The following is a 13,941-nucleotide window of genomic DNA, read 5'->3' on the forward strand; positions in this document are numbered from 1 at the left end:
TTCCTATATTTATTTTAAAAAGTAATGATTATATCTAAAATTCACTAAAATACAAGTTCTTTAGGTTTTTAAAACCAAACTCTTTTAAAGTCAATATTAAAAGTATAAATCCACTTAAAGTACTTGCAAAAGCAAGTCCTGCTGCTCCATAAGGTTGGATAAGTAATAAAGAAAAAACTATATTAAACCCTAAAGCTTTCATTGAAATTTTTGCAGCTAAAAATTGTTTTTCATGGGCATATAACCAAAGTGAAAAAATTTTAGCTAAACCAAAAGGAAGCAAACCAATTAGATACATTGTTAAAATAAGAGCAGTATTTGTTGTATCTTCACTTGTAAAGGCGCCTCTTTCAAAGAGTAGCCAAACTATAAAGTTATCAAAAACAATACCAATTAAAGTTGCAAAAGATAGTAAAATAACTAAGATAAGAGAAGATTTTTTCATAAGCTTTAAAGCTTTATTCTCATCTTTATTTTTTATTGCTTTTGCAATCATAGGAAATAAAGCAACGGATGTAGCAATGGCAAAAAGTGCTAAAGGAAGTTGAAAAACTCTATTTGCATAATATAGATATGAGATTGAACCACTAACTAAGAATGAAGCAAGCCAAGTATCTAGAAATGCTGAAATATGTGCAGTTGAACTTCCTAAAGTAGCGCCAAAGAAACTTTTATAAAATCGATTTTCTTCCTTTTTTTTATATTTTTTAAATGTAAATATTTTACATAAGTTATATTTTTTCATAGCAAGTAAATGAACAAAAACTTGTAAAATTCCACCAATTAAAACTCCATAAGATAAATAAAATGTAATTTCATATTTTCCTAAATCTTTTGAGATTAAAAGTGCAGCAATAAGTGAAAGGTTTAATAGTGCAGTTGAATATGCTGTTGTTGCAAAGTGATTTTTATATTGTAATAATGCAGCCATAAAAGTTACAATAAAAATCAAAGGAAGATAGTAAAAGTTTATTGCAACCAAAGGTGAAGCTAATTGTATCGTTTGTTCATCAAATCCTAAAGCAATTGCCTTTGTAATAAGTGATGAAAATAAAGTTACAATAAGGGATAAAACAATTAAAAAAGCAAAGAGCTGTAAAAATATAATAGAAGAAAATCTTATTTTATATTTTGATTTTGCATAAGAGGGAATAAAAGCTTGTGTAAAAGCTCCTTCAGCAAAGATTCTTCTAAATAAGTTTGGTAGTTTAAAAGCAACAAAAAAGATATCAGAGTAAATATTTGCACCTAAAATAGAAGCAGTAAGTAAGTCTCTAATGAAACCTAAAATTCTTGAAACTAAGATTCCACTACTATTTGTAAATATTGATTTAATTAACATATTCTATATCACTTTTATTGTAAATAACTATTTGAGTTTTATTGATATAATATCCTAAGTGACCTCTTTTTATGATAATTGTTGAGCCATCTTTGGGAATTTGATTTTTATTTTTAAAATAGATTGATATTTTTTTTGAATCAAAGTATAAATACCCTTTTTTATAAGTTGCTTTTATATTTGTGATTATTTCATTTTGTTTATTTATATCAAGTAAATCGTTTTTTGATACAGTTAGATAAAAGTCTTTATAGTTTTTTCTTTTTTCTTTTTTTCTTTCAATTTCAAAACTTGTAATTTCTTTTAAACCTTTGTAAGTCTTGATTTCTTTAATATTTAAATCATAAGAGAAACCTTCTTGCAAGTTTTGAACATTTCCATAAATAAATATTGCTCTATTATTTATTTGTTTAATAATAGCAATATTATCATTTTTATATAAAACAAGACAATCTTCTAAAATAACATTTTTATTTAATTTTTCTATTTTATATAAATCAGCAATATTACTAATATTTTGTTGTTTTATTTTTTCTTGTTTCTGTGTTGAGAAAGTTGCAATAATAGGTAAGTGATCTGAGAAACCTTTTCCTAAATGTACTTTATTTTTCATTTGCCATCTTAGTACTTTTTTATTTTTATATAAGTAATGTGGTTTAAAGACTTTAAAACTATTTTGAATATAAGATATTTTTTTATTATCAAACATAGAATAGGGTAGTAAGATATTATCTGGTGTAACATTTCGTCCTCTAAATTTACTTGAAAATCTTTCTGTAATATTTAGTTCAATCCAAGGATTGAAATGTAATACTTTTTTATTTTTTAATATATCAAACTTCGAGATAAAATTTTTATTTTCAAAAGTATTTAATACATGATTTATTCCTGTTATTCCTGAAGTATTATTTAATCTTTTTTCTGAATATATAGTTTCATATTCATTATAGTTTGAATTAAAATCTCCCAATAAAATATAATCATAATCTTTTGGTAAAGTAGAGACTCTATCGAATAAGTATTTTGCATATTTAACTCTATAACTTTCAGCTACTCTTTTTGAAGGCCAGTGATTATTGAATATTTTGAATTCTATATTATCAAAAAGAAAAGTTGTTTCTAAAATAGGTCGAAAAGTTTTGTCTGAAAATTTTATATTTAAAGCTTTTTCATCAATAATCTTTATTTTGCTTAAAAATCCAAGACCTACACTTGAATTTGAATATTTTTTAAAAGAAATATATTTATACTCAGGGATTCTTTTTTGTAGTAGTTTTAGTACTTGTTTATTTTCTATTTCTTGTAAGGCAATAATATCAGTATCTAAGTCTTTTAAAACTTTTATACTATTTTTCATTTTTATTTCAAAGGTTTTTTTATTCCAATTTGATTTTGTATTTGGTAGATACTCTTTATAGTCTGTTTTATTTGCATTTAAATCAAAAAGATTTTCAATATTATAAGATGCAACAGTAAATTGTTTTGCAAATAAGAATAAGGGAATAAGTAGTAAAAAAAGTATTTTCTTCAAAAATGTCTCCTAATTAAAGAAGACATTTTATCCAATAATATTTTAATAACTATTTTTTACTATTTAATCTTGATTGATATTCTTGAGGATGTTTACATACAGGGCAAACTTTTAGAGCTTTTTTACCTCTGTGAACATGTCCACATACTTCACAAATCCATTCTTCTTCCTCATCTTCACTTACAAACTCTTCACCTGCTTCAAGTCTTGCTAATAATTCTTTATACATATTTTCATGTTCTATTTCAATATTTCCAATTAGTTTTAGCATTGTAGATATTTGAGAGTAACCTTCTTCTTTTGCTATTTTTGCAAAGTCTGGATACATAGTTACATTTTCATAACTTTCTCCTGCTATTGCAATTTTTAGATTTTCTGTTGTTGCTCCAAACTCTTCACCAGTAAGGAGCTTGTTACAGGCTTTTAATTCTAGTTTTGCATGCATTTTTTCATTGTCAGCAGCTCTTTGAAAATGTGCAGCAATATCTCTATACCCTTCTTTTTGAGCAATTTTTGCAAAATATTCATATTTGTTTCGTGCCATTGATTCCCCAGCAAAGGCTTTCATTAGATTTACAGCAGTTAAGTTTTCTGTAATCATTTCCATTTTTTCTCCACAGCAGTGTAATTCTCCACCACCAACTTTTTGTACTTCTACTGTATTACCGCATTTATTACAACGGTATGATTCATATTGTCTCATTTTTTCTCCAAAGTTAAGTTTTTATATTGATAAAGTAAGGTTTAGATGAACCTTTATCATTAATGATTATAATTCATCTAAACTTAATAAGAGGTACTTGTTTATGATAAAGAAGCTTTTATCATCCAAATATTTTTTTCTAGATGTGCAGTATTGTCATCAGCAAAAGCAACAGTTGTATTATCGCCATTTTCTTCAGCTAATTTTGATAATTTTTTAAACTCTTTTAATAGAGTTTCAAAATCTGATAAAATATTTTTTAATACATATTTTGCATCAAAATCTGTTTTTTTATCTTCTTTAATAATAGAGTTTTCTTCTAATTCACTTAATAAAACTAGAGGTTTTTCTCCAAGTTGTAAAACCCTTTCTGCACAATCATCATAAATCGTACTAAATTCTCCATATATTTTTTCAGTCATTTCATGGATAGGGAAAAACTGCATTCCTTTTATATTCCAGTGATAGTTATGAATTTTAGTAAACATTACTAAAGAACTTGCCTGTAATACTTTTAATTGTTTCGTTAACTTTTTCATCATTTCTCCTTTGGATAATTTTTTTCCTTAGATAAATTGTAGTGGAATTAATCTTAAAGGAAAATTATTATCTTCTAGTAAATTTGATTAATAATACTTGTTTTACATTTTTTTACTATTATTCAAAATAAGAAACTGTGTAAAATTAAAAACTAAAACTTTTTTTAGTAAGATTTCAACGCAGGAAAGGGGATAGAAATGATTAATAGTTCACTATTATTAAAAGAGTATAATTTAAAAGTTACTCCTCAAAGAGTTGCTATTGTTGAAGAATTATATAAACATGGTCATATGAATATTGATGAACTTTATAAAAAGCTATTAGAAAAATTCCCTTCTATTTCTCTTGCAACTATATATAAAAATGTAAATGCAATGGTAGAGAAAATATTTTTAAATGAGGTTAAGATTCCTGAAACAAAATCAGTTTATGAATTAGCTAAAGAAGCACATTCTCATTTAGTTTGCTCATCATGTGGAAAAATAGAAGATATTAAAATAGATACATCTGTATTAAATGATTCTATAAAAGAAAAATCATCTTTTCAGATTGAAAATGTTGATATAGTATTTTCTGGAATTTGTACTTCATGTCAAAATAAATCAAAATAGTCTTTATAGACTATTTTGAATTACTAAACCTAAAACAACCATCAAAGCAATACCAGCACTTTTATTATAAAGTTTATTAGCAGTTATTAACACTAGCATTAAAGATACTATAAATGCAGCTGCTATATCAAAGAAGTTTTTACTTAAATCTACATTTAAATCATTTACTATAGCACTTATTCCTAGTACCATTGTAAAATTTGCAACATTAGAACCAATAATATTTCCAATTGCTAAATCAGCATTATTATTCATAGCTGATTTAATAGAAATTGTAAGTTCAGGTAATGAAGTTCCAAATGCAACTAAAAATAGACCAATAACCCATTCACTAATACCAAATGATCTTGCAATATTTCCTGCACTATCAATTGCAAAGTCTGCTCCTGCTACAACAAAGATAAAACCAATAATCAATAAAGTTAATGTTTTTGGCCAAGCAAATTTTTCTTTTGCTAATTCTTCATCAATCTCTTCAACTTGATTTGAACCAATAAGAAAAATTAAATATGCTCCCATCAATAAAATAAATAAAATACCATCTATGATATTAAGTTTTCCATCTATTGCCATAAGAATAAAAACTAAAATTGGAAATAACGACCAAGCAGAATCTTTTGCAAAAAGGTCTCTATCTGGACTTATTTTTTTTGCTACTAAAAATACAGCTCCTAAAACAAGAGAAATATTAAAAATAGTACTTCCTATTACATTTGCAACAGCAATATCTCCACTTCCTTTTATTGATGCAGACATTGATACAGCCATTTCAGGTAAACTTGTACCTAATGCAATTAATGTTGCACCTATAACAAAGTGAGAAATATTATAATGTAAAGCAATTTTTTCGCTTTGTTGAATAATAAAATCTGCACCATAGATTAATGCTCCCATTGATATTATAAATATAAATATATCCATTTATGAGTTCCTTACTATTAGACTTTTTGGTAGATTAAATTTCTTAATTAGCTCTTCTTCTTTTTGTCTTTGTTCTTCATTGTCTATTTCATGGTCGAAACCTAAAAGATGAAGTAATCCATGAATAAAAAGAAGTTTTAGTTCATCATTAAAAGAATGATTATACTCTTTTGCTTTTTCTTCTACATAATCAATAGAAATAACAATAGAGCCTAAAGGCATATTTGGCATATCAAACTCTAAAGGAAAAGATAAAACATCAGTAGCCTTGTCAATATTTCTGTGCTCTTTGTTTAGTATTTGAATTTCTTCATTATTTGTAAAAATTAATTCAATATCTTTTTGAGTTAATTCTTCTAAAATTTCTTCCAAAGGCGAAATATCAATTTCTACATTAGTTTGATTATCTAAATCAATCATTATTTTATCCCTTAAATTTTGGCGGATTATATCTAAAAAAGTATAAATAAGCGTATAAATAGGTACTATGAATTTTATGTTACAATAAAAATTTAAAATTATTTTAGGAGTGTTTATGGAATTAGAAATAGGAACAAAAGCAACTATTGAGTTTAAGGTTAAAGCTTCTGATTTAGCAAAAAATTTAGAAATATCACCTGAAGATGATTTTCCAGAAGTTTTTGCAACAGCAAGACTTACAGCACTTATGGAGTGTGCCTCTGCAAAAATATTAATTCCTTTTTATAAGGAAGGGGAATTTTCTGTTGGTGTTGAAGTGGGCTTAAAACATTTAGCTCCAACATTAGAAGGAGATATTGTTAAGGCAACTGCAACTTTTGTAGGAATGGAAGGAAAACTTTATAAATTTGAAGTTGAAGCTTTTGATTCAGGTGGAAAAGTTGGAGAAGCTACTCATACAAGAGCAATTGTCTCAAAAGATAGACTTATGGCAGGGGCAAATAAAAGAGTTGAAAAATAAATGATTGAGCTTAGAATAGCTCAATCATTTTAGGAACACATAAATCTAAAATAATTCTATCATTTTAGGAACTTCATCAACTGCAAAAGTTTTAAGTTCTAACTTCAAATTAGGTTTTTGGGCTACAACGGCTTTTTTTATCCCTTGTGCTTGGGCTTCTTTGAGTCTTAAGTCTATTGAATATACATCTTTTATTTCACCTGTTAGGGAAACTTCTCCAATAAAAACTGATTCTTTTGAAATGGGTCTATCTCTAAAAGAAGAAATAATAGCAGCAATAATGGCTAAGTCAGCTGAACTTTCTTTGATTTTTATTCCTCCACTTATATTTACAAATACATCATAATGGTTTAAGGGTAAATCAATCTTTTTTTCAAGTAAAGCTAAAAGCATATTTAATCTATTTGCATCAAATCCTGTGGCACTTCTTTTTGGATTTGGGTAAGTACTTTCTGTAACAAGGGCTTGAACTTCTATAATTAAAGCACGACTTCCTTCCATAACAACAGTTAAAGCTGAACCACTTTGTGCTTTACTTTTATCAAAAAACTTTGAGGCAATATCTTTTGCTGATAATAAGCCTTCTGCTGTCATCTCAAAAATTCCTATTTCTGAAGTTGAACCAAATCTATTTTTAAAACCTCTAAGCATTCTAAGTTCTCTACTTGCCTCTCCTTCAAAATATAAAACAGTATCAACCATATGTTCTAAAACTCTTGGTCCTGCTATTGAACCATCTTTTGTGATATGTCCAATTATAAACATTGCAATATCAGACTCTTTTGCTTTACGCATAAGTTCAAAAGTGATTTCTCTAACTTGTGACACACTTCCTGGTGCTGATGTTAAGGCACTTGAGTAAATTGTTTGAATAGAGTCAATTATACATACTTCATAGTTTTCTCTTAAAAGTTCATCAAGAATCTCTTCAAGGCGAATTTCACTTAATAAATATAAGTCATTATGGTTTGCATCAAGTCTATTTGCTCTAAGTTTTATTTGTCCTGCACTTTCTTCTCCTGAAACATATAAAACCTTTTTACCTGAACTTGCAATGCTTCCTGCAACTTTAAGTAAAAGAGTAGACTTCCCAACTCCAGGGCTTCCTCCTATTAAGGTTAATGATCCCGGAACAATTCCTCCACCTAAAACTAAATCAAATTCGTCATTATATGAAGAGAATCTTGTGACATCATCTTGTTTGATTTGAGTTATTGGTGTAGCTTTTGAATTTGTATTTACAACTTTGGCAGTTTGTTTTAAAACTTCTTGTTGTTCTTGATTTAATTCCATAAAAGAATCCCAAGAACCACAGTTGGGACATTTCCCTAACCATTTTGTACTTTGTTCTCCACAAGCTTGACACTCAAAAAGTGAGGTTTTCTTTTTTGCCATATTTTTATCCTATTTTCTTTGTCTTGCAATTATAATGAAAATAAATTAAGAAAATAAAAAATATGGCTATATGCAATATTTTGTGAAGTTTTGATAAAATCAGGAATCATATATATAAAGAGTTTATTAAAATGGAAAAATTTTATGAGTTATTTGATTTAGCAGAGGAAAAATCAAAAATAGATGAAAATAGTACTTGGAAAGGTGGTTCAAGTATTTATTTAGAAGAATTAAAAAATGAAGTTGATGAAGTAATTGAAGAATATAAAAAAGATAGAAAATGTTTTTTAGAAGATGAATTAGCAGATATACTTTGGGATTATTTAAATATATTAATTGCAATAAAAAAAGAAAAAGATATTGATATTCAAAGGGTTTTTTCAAGAGCTTTAAGAAAATATACCCAAAGAGTAAATGCTATCAAAGATGGTGAAACTTGGGCAGCTATAAAAGAGAAACAACAAAAAGCTTTATTGGATGAGTGGAAAGAAAGTATAAAAAAAGGTGAGGAATAAAGTTTTGTCTACAAGAGAGATTTGTTTTACTTGTTATAGACCTAAAAGTAGTTGTATGTGTAAGTATGTTAGTAAAATTAATACAAATACAAAGTTTGTAATTTTAATGCATCCTAAGGAGTATAGAAAAACTAAGAATGGAACAGGACATTTAACTAATTTATCTTTAAAAAATTCAGAAATTTTTATAGGTATTGATTTTTCAAAGCATAAAGAAGTTAATAAAATCATAAATAATCCTAAAATAAACTCTTATCTTCTTTATCCTTCATCTAATAGTATTGAGTTAAATACTCAAAAGTTACCTTTAAACAATAAAGAAAATGTAATATTTATCGTTGATTCTACTTGGGCTTGTTCTAAAAAAATGATTAGACTAAGTAAAAATCTACAAGAGCTTCCTAAAATAAGTTTTAAATATACAGAAGAATCAAATTTTAAAATCAAAACCCAACCAAATGTTTATTGTCTTTCTACTATTGAATCTGTTTTTTGTGTTTTAACTTTATTAACAGAGCAAAAAGTTGAAAACTTACTAGATAAAGAATTAAATTCTTTTTTAAAACCTTTTAATGAAATGGTTAACTATCAGTTAGAATGTGCAGAAAATAGAAAAATAAGAAATAAAATCAAATAAACTTTTAAATTATATTTATATATTTTTGAATTATAAAATTATATTTTAATATAATATTAATACTTATAAATATACAATAAAATAATTTTATTTAAAAGGAGTTTTTTATGTTTAGAAATGGTTCTAAAAATATGTTAAAAGTTATTTTAACTATGTTTTTTTTGAGTACAAGTTTAGTATTTGCTAATACTATCACTGGTAATAATAGTTTTAATACAGCTTACCCTATAGGGAATTGGCAGTATCATAGTTCTATAATTGGAGAGTTAAAAGCAGATGAGACTGAGTCATATTTTTCATTTAGAGCAAATAGAGGAGATAGAGTTTATGTCAAAGTTTTTCATGATGATTCGGATGAAGGAAGAACTCTAGAAGTTTTTGACCAATTTCAAAATAATATAGGGATAAATGTTGGAATTTATGGTTCTTCTTCTTTTACACCGTATTTGCTGGTATCAGATATAGATGGTACATCTTCTGGTCAATTGTTTTATATAAAGGTAACAAGGGGTAATAGTACAGGTAGCATATTTTTTTCTGTGTCAATTAATAATAGGATGAGTGGAGGCTTAGCAACTTTTGAGTTTAATGGAACAGCTGTTAATCCTGGAAATCCAGATATTCTACTTAACCCTAATGGAGTTGATTCTTCAGTAATTTCTATGGATTTAAGTAATAGCTCAAAAATTCCTGAAGGTGCTATTGTAAAATCTATAAAGACAGAAGGTAGGTTATCAAAAAACTTAGGAGGTATTGTTCATAAAATTTCTCCATCTACAAATAATATTTGGTATATAGAAGAGTGGTCAAATTATAATATTTCTGAATCTGATGAATTAGAAGTTGCGCAGAGGTGGGATTTTAAGTATAACTTTAAAGGTACAAGCTCTTCTAATATGAGAGATGTAAAAGCAACTATTGTGTATGAATATGATACAACGTTAGGTTTTGAGAGATAGCTTAAAAAAAGAGAACCATTAAGGTTCTCTTTTTTACTTATTTTTAAACATAAATAGGATTAATATTTTTAGAGTTATGAAGTTCGTCAATCCAATCAGTTTTTCCAGCACCAAAATTTTCAGCTTGGAAGACATCATAAAAAGAGCCATTTTGATAATCAATAGATAAAAGTAAATCAGGTGTAGAATGGAAACCATTAAGAATAAGATTGTCTAAATCTCTTTTATAAGAAGAAATATGAAGACCTTTAAACTGATCAGGGATTTGATCACTGTTTTTAATATTTTCTTTGTAGATATCAAAAATATCAATGCCTTCATTAGTAAGAAACTTGCCATCAACTAAGTTTAAATCATTTAAATTATAACCAGTGATATCCATAGTATCTCGAATGACACTAAAACGATTGTATTTTTCATCAGAGACTTGAGAAGAGCCATTAGAAGCACTGTAAAGAATATGATAGAAGAGTTGTTTTGCATTGTCTCCATTTAAAGCATTTTGTAAAGAATTAATAAGATTTTTATCTTCAAGACCAGAAATAGAGACTTTATAACCATTAGGGTCAATAGTAAATCTAAGTTTAGAGTCTTGAGGTAAAGAAAGCTTGTTTAAATCTAAAAGTTCAGAGAATTGATTATTAACTTCTTGACGCTGAAAAGCTTTGTTTCTAGCGACTTCAACACCTCCATTCATAAAACCTCTTTCTCTAAAAATAGGGTCCATAAAATACCCACCAGTAAGTTCTCCTGATTTAAAATAATGAAATTCATTTAAAAAAGCAGCACTTCTTTCTCTATCTGTTAAACCTTCTATATAGTATGGAGAGTGGGAGTTAAAATATTTATCTCTCATATGACTAGTAGGATGTTCAAATTGTTTAGTAAATTGAACAACTTTAGAATAATGTTCATTTAACATTTTTATTCTTGTGTCAACTTCTCCTTTATAATCATTTCTAGCTTTAATAATAGTTTCTTCTTTAGAGAGTTTTTTTTCTTCATTTTTAACATCATTTTTATTTTCTTCATTAGAAACTTTTTTATTGTTTGTTAAATTTATTGAAGTAAAAGTATTGTTTGAATTAATAGTCATGAAAACTCCTTTAATAATTCTTTGTATTACTTTATTTGAATATTGCTTTATATGTGGTTAAAATATAAAATTACATTATTAAGTATTTATATGAAGATTTGTTTTTTTATAAAAAATAAGACAATAATTAACTAATTGAAACATTATTTATTTTATTACTATTTTATGTAGATATTATGTATAAATTTATCTTTCTTTAAAACTATTACTATTATTATACATTTTTTATCAAGGAGAGAAAATGCTTAATAGTATAAAGTTAAAGGTACTTACCTTAGTTATTTTACCTGTCTTATTGGCGACATTGTTAATCACTATTTTAACTATAAATCTTACATATAGTAACAGTAGTCATACATTAGAAGAGTTTGAAAGTTCAATTGTTAATGAAAAGAAAGAGTTACTTAAGAATCAGATTTTAACAATTTATACAATAATTGATTCAATAATAAAAGAGTCAGAAAATATTGATGAGGCAAAACAAAAAGTTATTAATGTAGTTGAAAAAGCAAGATTTTTGAATGGAAGTGGATATTTCTTTGCTTATGAGAAGATAGGAGAAAATTATCATTTTGCTTTTCATGGTACAAAGCCACAATTAAATGGTACAAAGACAAATATTATGGCAAAAGATATAAAAGGATTTTCTTTTAGAAAGGCTTTAATTGATACTGCAAAAGATGATAATAAGTTTGTAGAGTATTATTATCAAAAGCCAAATACTAAAGAAATTTTGAAAAAAATGGCTTTTTCTAAATATATAAAAGAATTTAACTGGACTATTGTAACAGGAATTTATGTTGATGATATTCAAGAAAAGATTTTAAAAACAAAAAATAGATTAGATGAAGATGTTAATTCTTTAGTTTATACTTTGATTTCTATGATAATAGTTCTTTTTATAATATTAGTAATTGTTGTTTCTTATATTTCAAAAATATCTTTAATTAAGCCTTTAGAAGTTTTTGAATCAGGATTATTGTCTTTTTTATCTTTTTTAAATAAAGAAAAAGAAGATGTTCAACTAATTGAAATAACCACTAAAGATGAAATTGGTAAGATGACTAAGCAGATTAATGAAAATATAACTAAAATTAGACAGACTATTAAGCAAGATGATAAAGTTATAGAAGATGTTTCAAAGGTAGTAAGTAGTGTTAGTTCTGGAATTTTAACACAACAAGTTGAAGCTAAAACTTCTAATGTAATTATTAATGAACTTACTCAAAACTTAAATAAAATGATTTCAAATTTACATAATACTATTAATCACACAATTGAAGTTTTAAAATCATATGAAAAACGTGATTTTACAAAACAAATAACAATCTCTTCAAAAGGTGAATTAAATGATTTATCTTTAGGTGTAAATAGTTTAGGAAAAGAGATATCTGATATGTTACAAACAAATTTAGATAATTCAGATATTTTAAATAAAAGCTCAAATAATTTATCTTCAAATATGAAAAGATTAACAATAAGTGCCAATGAACAAGCAGCTTCTTTAGAAGAAAGTGCTGCAGCTCTTGAGGAAATAACTCAAACAATGAGAGCAAATTCAAATAATATAAATGATTTATCTTCAAATGCAGTTTCTTTGAGAAATGAAGTAAATAAAGGAAAAGAACTATCTAAGAAAACAAGTAGTTCTATGGAAAATATTAATAAACAGGTTGAAGCAATTACAGAATCAATTTCAATAATTGATCAAATAGCTTTTCAAACAAATATCTTATCTTTAAATGCAGCTGTAGAAGCAGCAACTGCTGGTGAAGCAGGAAAAGGTTTCGCAGTTGTTGCAGGAGAGGTAAGAAACTTAGCAAATAGAAGTGCAGAAGCAGCAAAAGAGATAAAAGATTTAGTTGAAGGAGCAACTTTAAGTGCTAATGAAGGTAAAGATATAGTACACTCTATGTATGAAGGATATGAGCATTTAAATGAAAATATTTTAAATACAACTTCAATTGTAGAAACTGTAACAGCAAATTCAAAAGAACAAATGCAAGGAATAGAACAGATAAATAGTGCTGTTTCTTTATTGGATAAAGCTACTCAAGAAAATGCTCAAATTGCATCTGAAACAAATGAAGTTGTAAAAAGTGTTACAGATATGGCTAATGCAGTTGTTAAGGAAGTAAAAAAATCTAAGTTTTAAAGGTATAAGATGATTATATACATACATGGTTTTGGAAGCAGTGGACATGGAGGAAAAGCTAGTTTATTTAGAGAGTATTTTGAAGAAGAAGTTTTTGCTCCTTCTTTATCTTATGTTCCAAGTTTAGCTATAGATACTCTTGAACAAATAATAGAAATATTAATTGAAAAAGATGAAAAAATAGGTTTAGTAGGTTCTTCTTTAGGTGGCTATTATGCAATATATTTAGCTAATAAATATGATTTAAAAGCTATTTTAATAAATCCTGCTATTTATCCATATAAAACTTTAGATAAATTAGGAATGGCAGTTAATTATTTTGATTCTTCTTCTTTTGAAGTAACAAAAGAACATCTTAATCAATTAAAAGCTATTGAAGTTAATACTTTAACTAATCAAAAAAATTTTATGACTCTTTTACAAACAGAAGATGAAATTTTAGATTATAATGAAGCTGTTGAAAGGTTACCTGAGTCAGAACTTATAATAGAAGAGGGTGGTAATCACTCTTTTGAAAATATAGAAAGTTATTTTAGAAAAATAGATAAGTTTTTATTTAGTTAAGAAAGAGTTTTTCTCTTTCTTAAACTATGTTA

The 13,941-nt window shown here is 26.3% G+C and carries 15 protein-coding genes; 7 read left to right on the forward strand and 8 right to left on the reverse strand.

Annotated elements, in window-relative coordinates; genetic code table 11:
* Positions 1 to 34 precede the first annotated feature (34 nt).
* The 4 genes from murJ to CP965_RS00665 form a co-directional block, all read right to left on the reverse strand.
* A complete protein-coding gene (murJ, locus tag CP965_RS00650; protein WP_129060100.1) occupies positions 35 to 1,342 on the reverse strand; it encodes a murein biosynthesis integral membrane protein MurJ in 1,308 nt (435 codons plus the stop codon).
* The gene (locus tag CP965_RS00655) at positions 1,332 to 2,873 is read right to left on the reverse strand and encodes an endonuclease/exonuclease/phosphatase family protein (protein ID WP_129060101.1); all 1,542 of its coding nucleotides are present in this window, start codon (positions 2,871 to 2,873) and stop codon (positions 1,332 to 1,334) included. The genes murJ and CP965_RS00655 overlap by 11 nt, the downstream gene beginning before the upstream one ends.
* A gap of 49 nt (positions 2,874 to 2,922) precedes the next feature.
* Positions 2,923 to 3,576, reverse strand: coding sequence for a ferritin family protein (locus CP965_RS00660; protein ID WP_129060102.1), 654 nt, complete (start codon positions 3,574 to 3,576; stop codon positions 2,923 to 2,925).
* Positions 3,577 to 3,677: 101 nt separating this feature from the next.
* Complete coding sequence (locus CP965_RS00665; RefSeq protein ID WP_129060103.1) at positions 3,678 to 4,115, reverse strand: Dps family protein; 438 nt, start codon at positions 4,113 to 4,115, stop codon at positions 3,678 to 3,680.
* A 198-nt stretch (positions 4,116 to 4,313) separates the two neighbouring features.
* On the opposite strand from CP965_RS00665, the gene CP965_RS00670 reads away from it, so the two are divergent.
* A complete protein-coding gene (locus CP965_RS00670; protein ID WP_129060104.1) occupies positions 4,314 to 4,727 on the forward strand; it encodes a Fur family transcriptional regulator in 414 nt (137 codons plus the stop codon).
* Positions 4,728 to 4,730: 3 nt separating this feature from the next.
* Here the strand turns inward: CP965_RS00670 and CP965_RS00675 are convergent, their stop codons facing one another.
* Together CP965_RS00675 and ybeY are read right to left on the reverse strand one after the other, a co-directional pair.
* On the reverse strand, positions 4,731 to 5,648 hold the full coding sequence (locus tag CP965_RS00675) for a calcium/sodium antiporter (RefSeq protein WP_129060105.1): 918 nt from the start codon (positions 5,646 to 5,648) through the stop codon (positions 4,731 to 4,733).
* A complete protein-coding gene (ybeY, locus tag CP965_RS00680; RefSeq protein WP_129060106.1) occupies positions 5,649 to 6,068 on the reverse strand; it encodes an rRNA maturation RNase YbeY in 420 nt (139 codons plus the stop codon). It lies immediately after the preceding gene.
* A gap of 115 nt (positions 6,069 to 6,183) precedes the next feature.
* On the opposite strand from ybeY, the gene CP965_RS00685 reads away from it, so the two are divergent.
* Positions 6,184 to 6,588: a thioesterase family protein gene (locus CP965_RS00685; RefSeq protein ID WP_129060107.1), complete on the forward strand. Its 405-nt coding sequence runs from the start codon at positions 6,184 to 6,186 to the stop codon at positions 6,586 to 6,588.
* A 45-nt stretch (positions 6,589 to 6,633) separates the two neighbouring features.
* Here CP965_RS00685 and radA read toward each other — a convergent pair whose 3' ends face one another.
* Positions 6,634 to 7,983 (reverse strand): DNA repair protein RadA, encoded by a 1,350-nt coding sequence (gene radA, locus CP965_RS00690; protein WP_129060108.1) that lies wholly within the window; start codon positions 7,981 to 7,983, stop codon positions 6,634 to 6,636.
* Positions 7,984 to 8,114: 131 nt separating this feature from the next.
* On the opposite strand from radA, the gene CP965_RS00695 reads away from it, so the two are divergent.
* The 3 genes from CP965_RS00695 (at position 8,115) to CP965_RS00705 (ending at position 10,094) form a co-directional block, all read left to right on the forward strand.
* Positions 8,115 to 8,498 carry a MazG nucleotide pyrophosphohydrolase domain-containing protein gene (locus CP965_RS00695; protein ID WP_129060109.1) on the forward strand — a complete coding sequence of 128 codons (384 nt, stop codon included), beginning with the start codon at positions 8,115 to 8,117 and terminating at the stop codon, positions 8,496 to 8,498.
* Complete coding sequence (locus CP965_RS00700; protein ID WP_228712647.1) at positions 8,488 to 9,135, forward strand: tRNA-uridine aminocarboxypropyltransferase; 648 nt, start codon at positions 8,488 to 8,490, stop codon at positions 9,133 to 9,135. The genes CP965_RS00695 and CP965_RS00700 overlap by 11 nt, the downstream gene beginning before the upstream one ends.
* 107 nt (positions 9,136 to 9,242) lie before the next feature.
* Entirely contained in the window at positions 9,243 to 10,094 is an 852-nt protein-coding gene (locus CP965_RS00705) for a hypothetical protein (RefSeq protein ID WP_129060111.1), read from the forward strand.
* Positions 10,095 to 10,137: 43 nt separating this feature from the next.
* On the opposite strand, the gene CP965_RS00710 is transcribed toward CP965_RS00705, so the two are convergent.
* Complete coding sequence (locus CP965_RS00710; protein ID WP_129060112.1) at positions 10,138 to 11,190, reverse strand: DUF4885 family protein; 1,053 nt, start codon at positions 11,188 to 11,190, stop codon at positions 10,138 to 10,140.
* A 241-nt stretch (positions 11,191 to 11,431) separates the two neighbouring features.
* On the opposite strand from CP965_RS00710, the gene CP965_RS00715 reads away from it, so the two are divergent.
* Complete coding sequence (locus CP965_RS00715) at positions 11,432 to 13,345, forward strand: methyl-accepting chemotaxis protein (RefSeq protein ID WP_129060113.1); 1,914 nt, start codon at positions 11,432 to 11,434, stop codon at positions 13,343 to 13,345.
* Between the two features lie 9 nt (positions 13,346 to 13,354).
* Complete coding sequence (locus CP965_RS00720; protein ID WP_129060114.1) at positions 13,355 to 13,909, forward strand: YqiA/YcfP family alpha/beta fold hydrolase; 555 nt, start codon at positions 13,355 to 13,357, stop codon at positions 13,907 to 13,909.
* Positions 13,910 to 13,941 lie beyond the last annotated feature (32 nt).

It is taken from the genome of Halarcobacter mediterraneus, assembly GCF_004116625.1.
In the GTDB taxonomy this organism is placed as follows: domain Bacteria; phylum Campylobacterota; class Campylobacteria; order Campylobacterales; family Arcobacteraceae; genus Halarcobacter; species Halarcobacter mediterraneus.

What these genes read in the sequence shown, in the direction of transcription:
- CP965_RS00695 (WP_129060109.1), top strand. Translation starts at nt 8,115, where the DNA reads ATGGAAAAATTTTATGAGTTATTTGATTTAGCAGAGGAAAAATCAAAA.
- CP965_RS00675 (WP_129060105.1), bottom strand. Translation starts at nt 5,648, where the DNA reads ATGGATATATTTATATTTATAATATCAATGGGAGCATTAATCTATGGT.
- CP965_RS00685 (WP_129060107.1), top strand. Translation starts at nt 6,184, where the DNA reads ATGGAATTAGAAATAGGAACAAAAGCAACTATTGAGTTTAAGGTTAAA.
- CP965_RS00720 (WP_129060114.1), top strand. Translation starts at nt 13,355, where the DNA reads ATGATTATATACATACATGGTTTTGGAAGCAGTGGACATGGAGGAAAA.
- radA (WP_129060108.1), bottom strand. Translation starts at nt 7,983, where the DNA reads ATGGCAAAAAAGAAAACCTCACTTTTTGAGTGTCAAGCTTGTGGAGAA.
- CP965_RS00705 (WP_129060111.1), top strand. Translation starts at nt 9,243, where the DNA reads ATGTTTAGAAATGGTTCTAAAAATATGTTAAAAGTTATTTTAACTATG.
- CP965_RS00665 (WP_129060103.1), bottom strand. Translation starts at nt 4,115, where the DNA reads ATGAAAAAGTTAACGAAACAATTAAAAGTATTACAGGCAAGTTCTTTA.
- murJ (WP_129060100.1), bottom strand. Translation starts at nt 1,342, where the DNA reads ATGTTAATTAAATCAATATTTACAAATAGTAGTGGAATCTTAGTTTCA.
- CP965_RS00710 (WP_129060112.1), bottom strand. Translation starts at nt 11,190, where the DNA reads ATGACTATTAATTCAAACAATACTTTTACTTCAATAAATTTAACAAAC.
- CP965_RS00660 (WP_129060102.1), bottom strand. Translation starts at nt 3,576, where the DNA reads ATGAGACAATATGAATCATACCGTTGTAATAAATGCGGTAATACAGTA.
- ybeY (WP_129060106.1), bottom strand. Translation starts at nt 6,068, where the DNA reads ATGATTGATTTAGATAATCAAACTAATGTAGAAATTGATATTTCGCCT.
- CP965_RS00670 (WP_129060104.1), top strand. Translation starts at nt 4,314, where the DNA reads ATGATTAATAGTTCACTATTATTAAAAGAGTATAATTTAAAAGTTACT.
- CP965_RS00715 (WP_129060113.1), top strand. Translation starts at nt 11,432, where the DNA reads ATGCTTAATAGTATAAAGTTAAAGGTACTTACCTTAGTTATTTTACCT.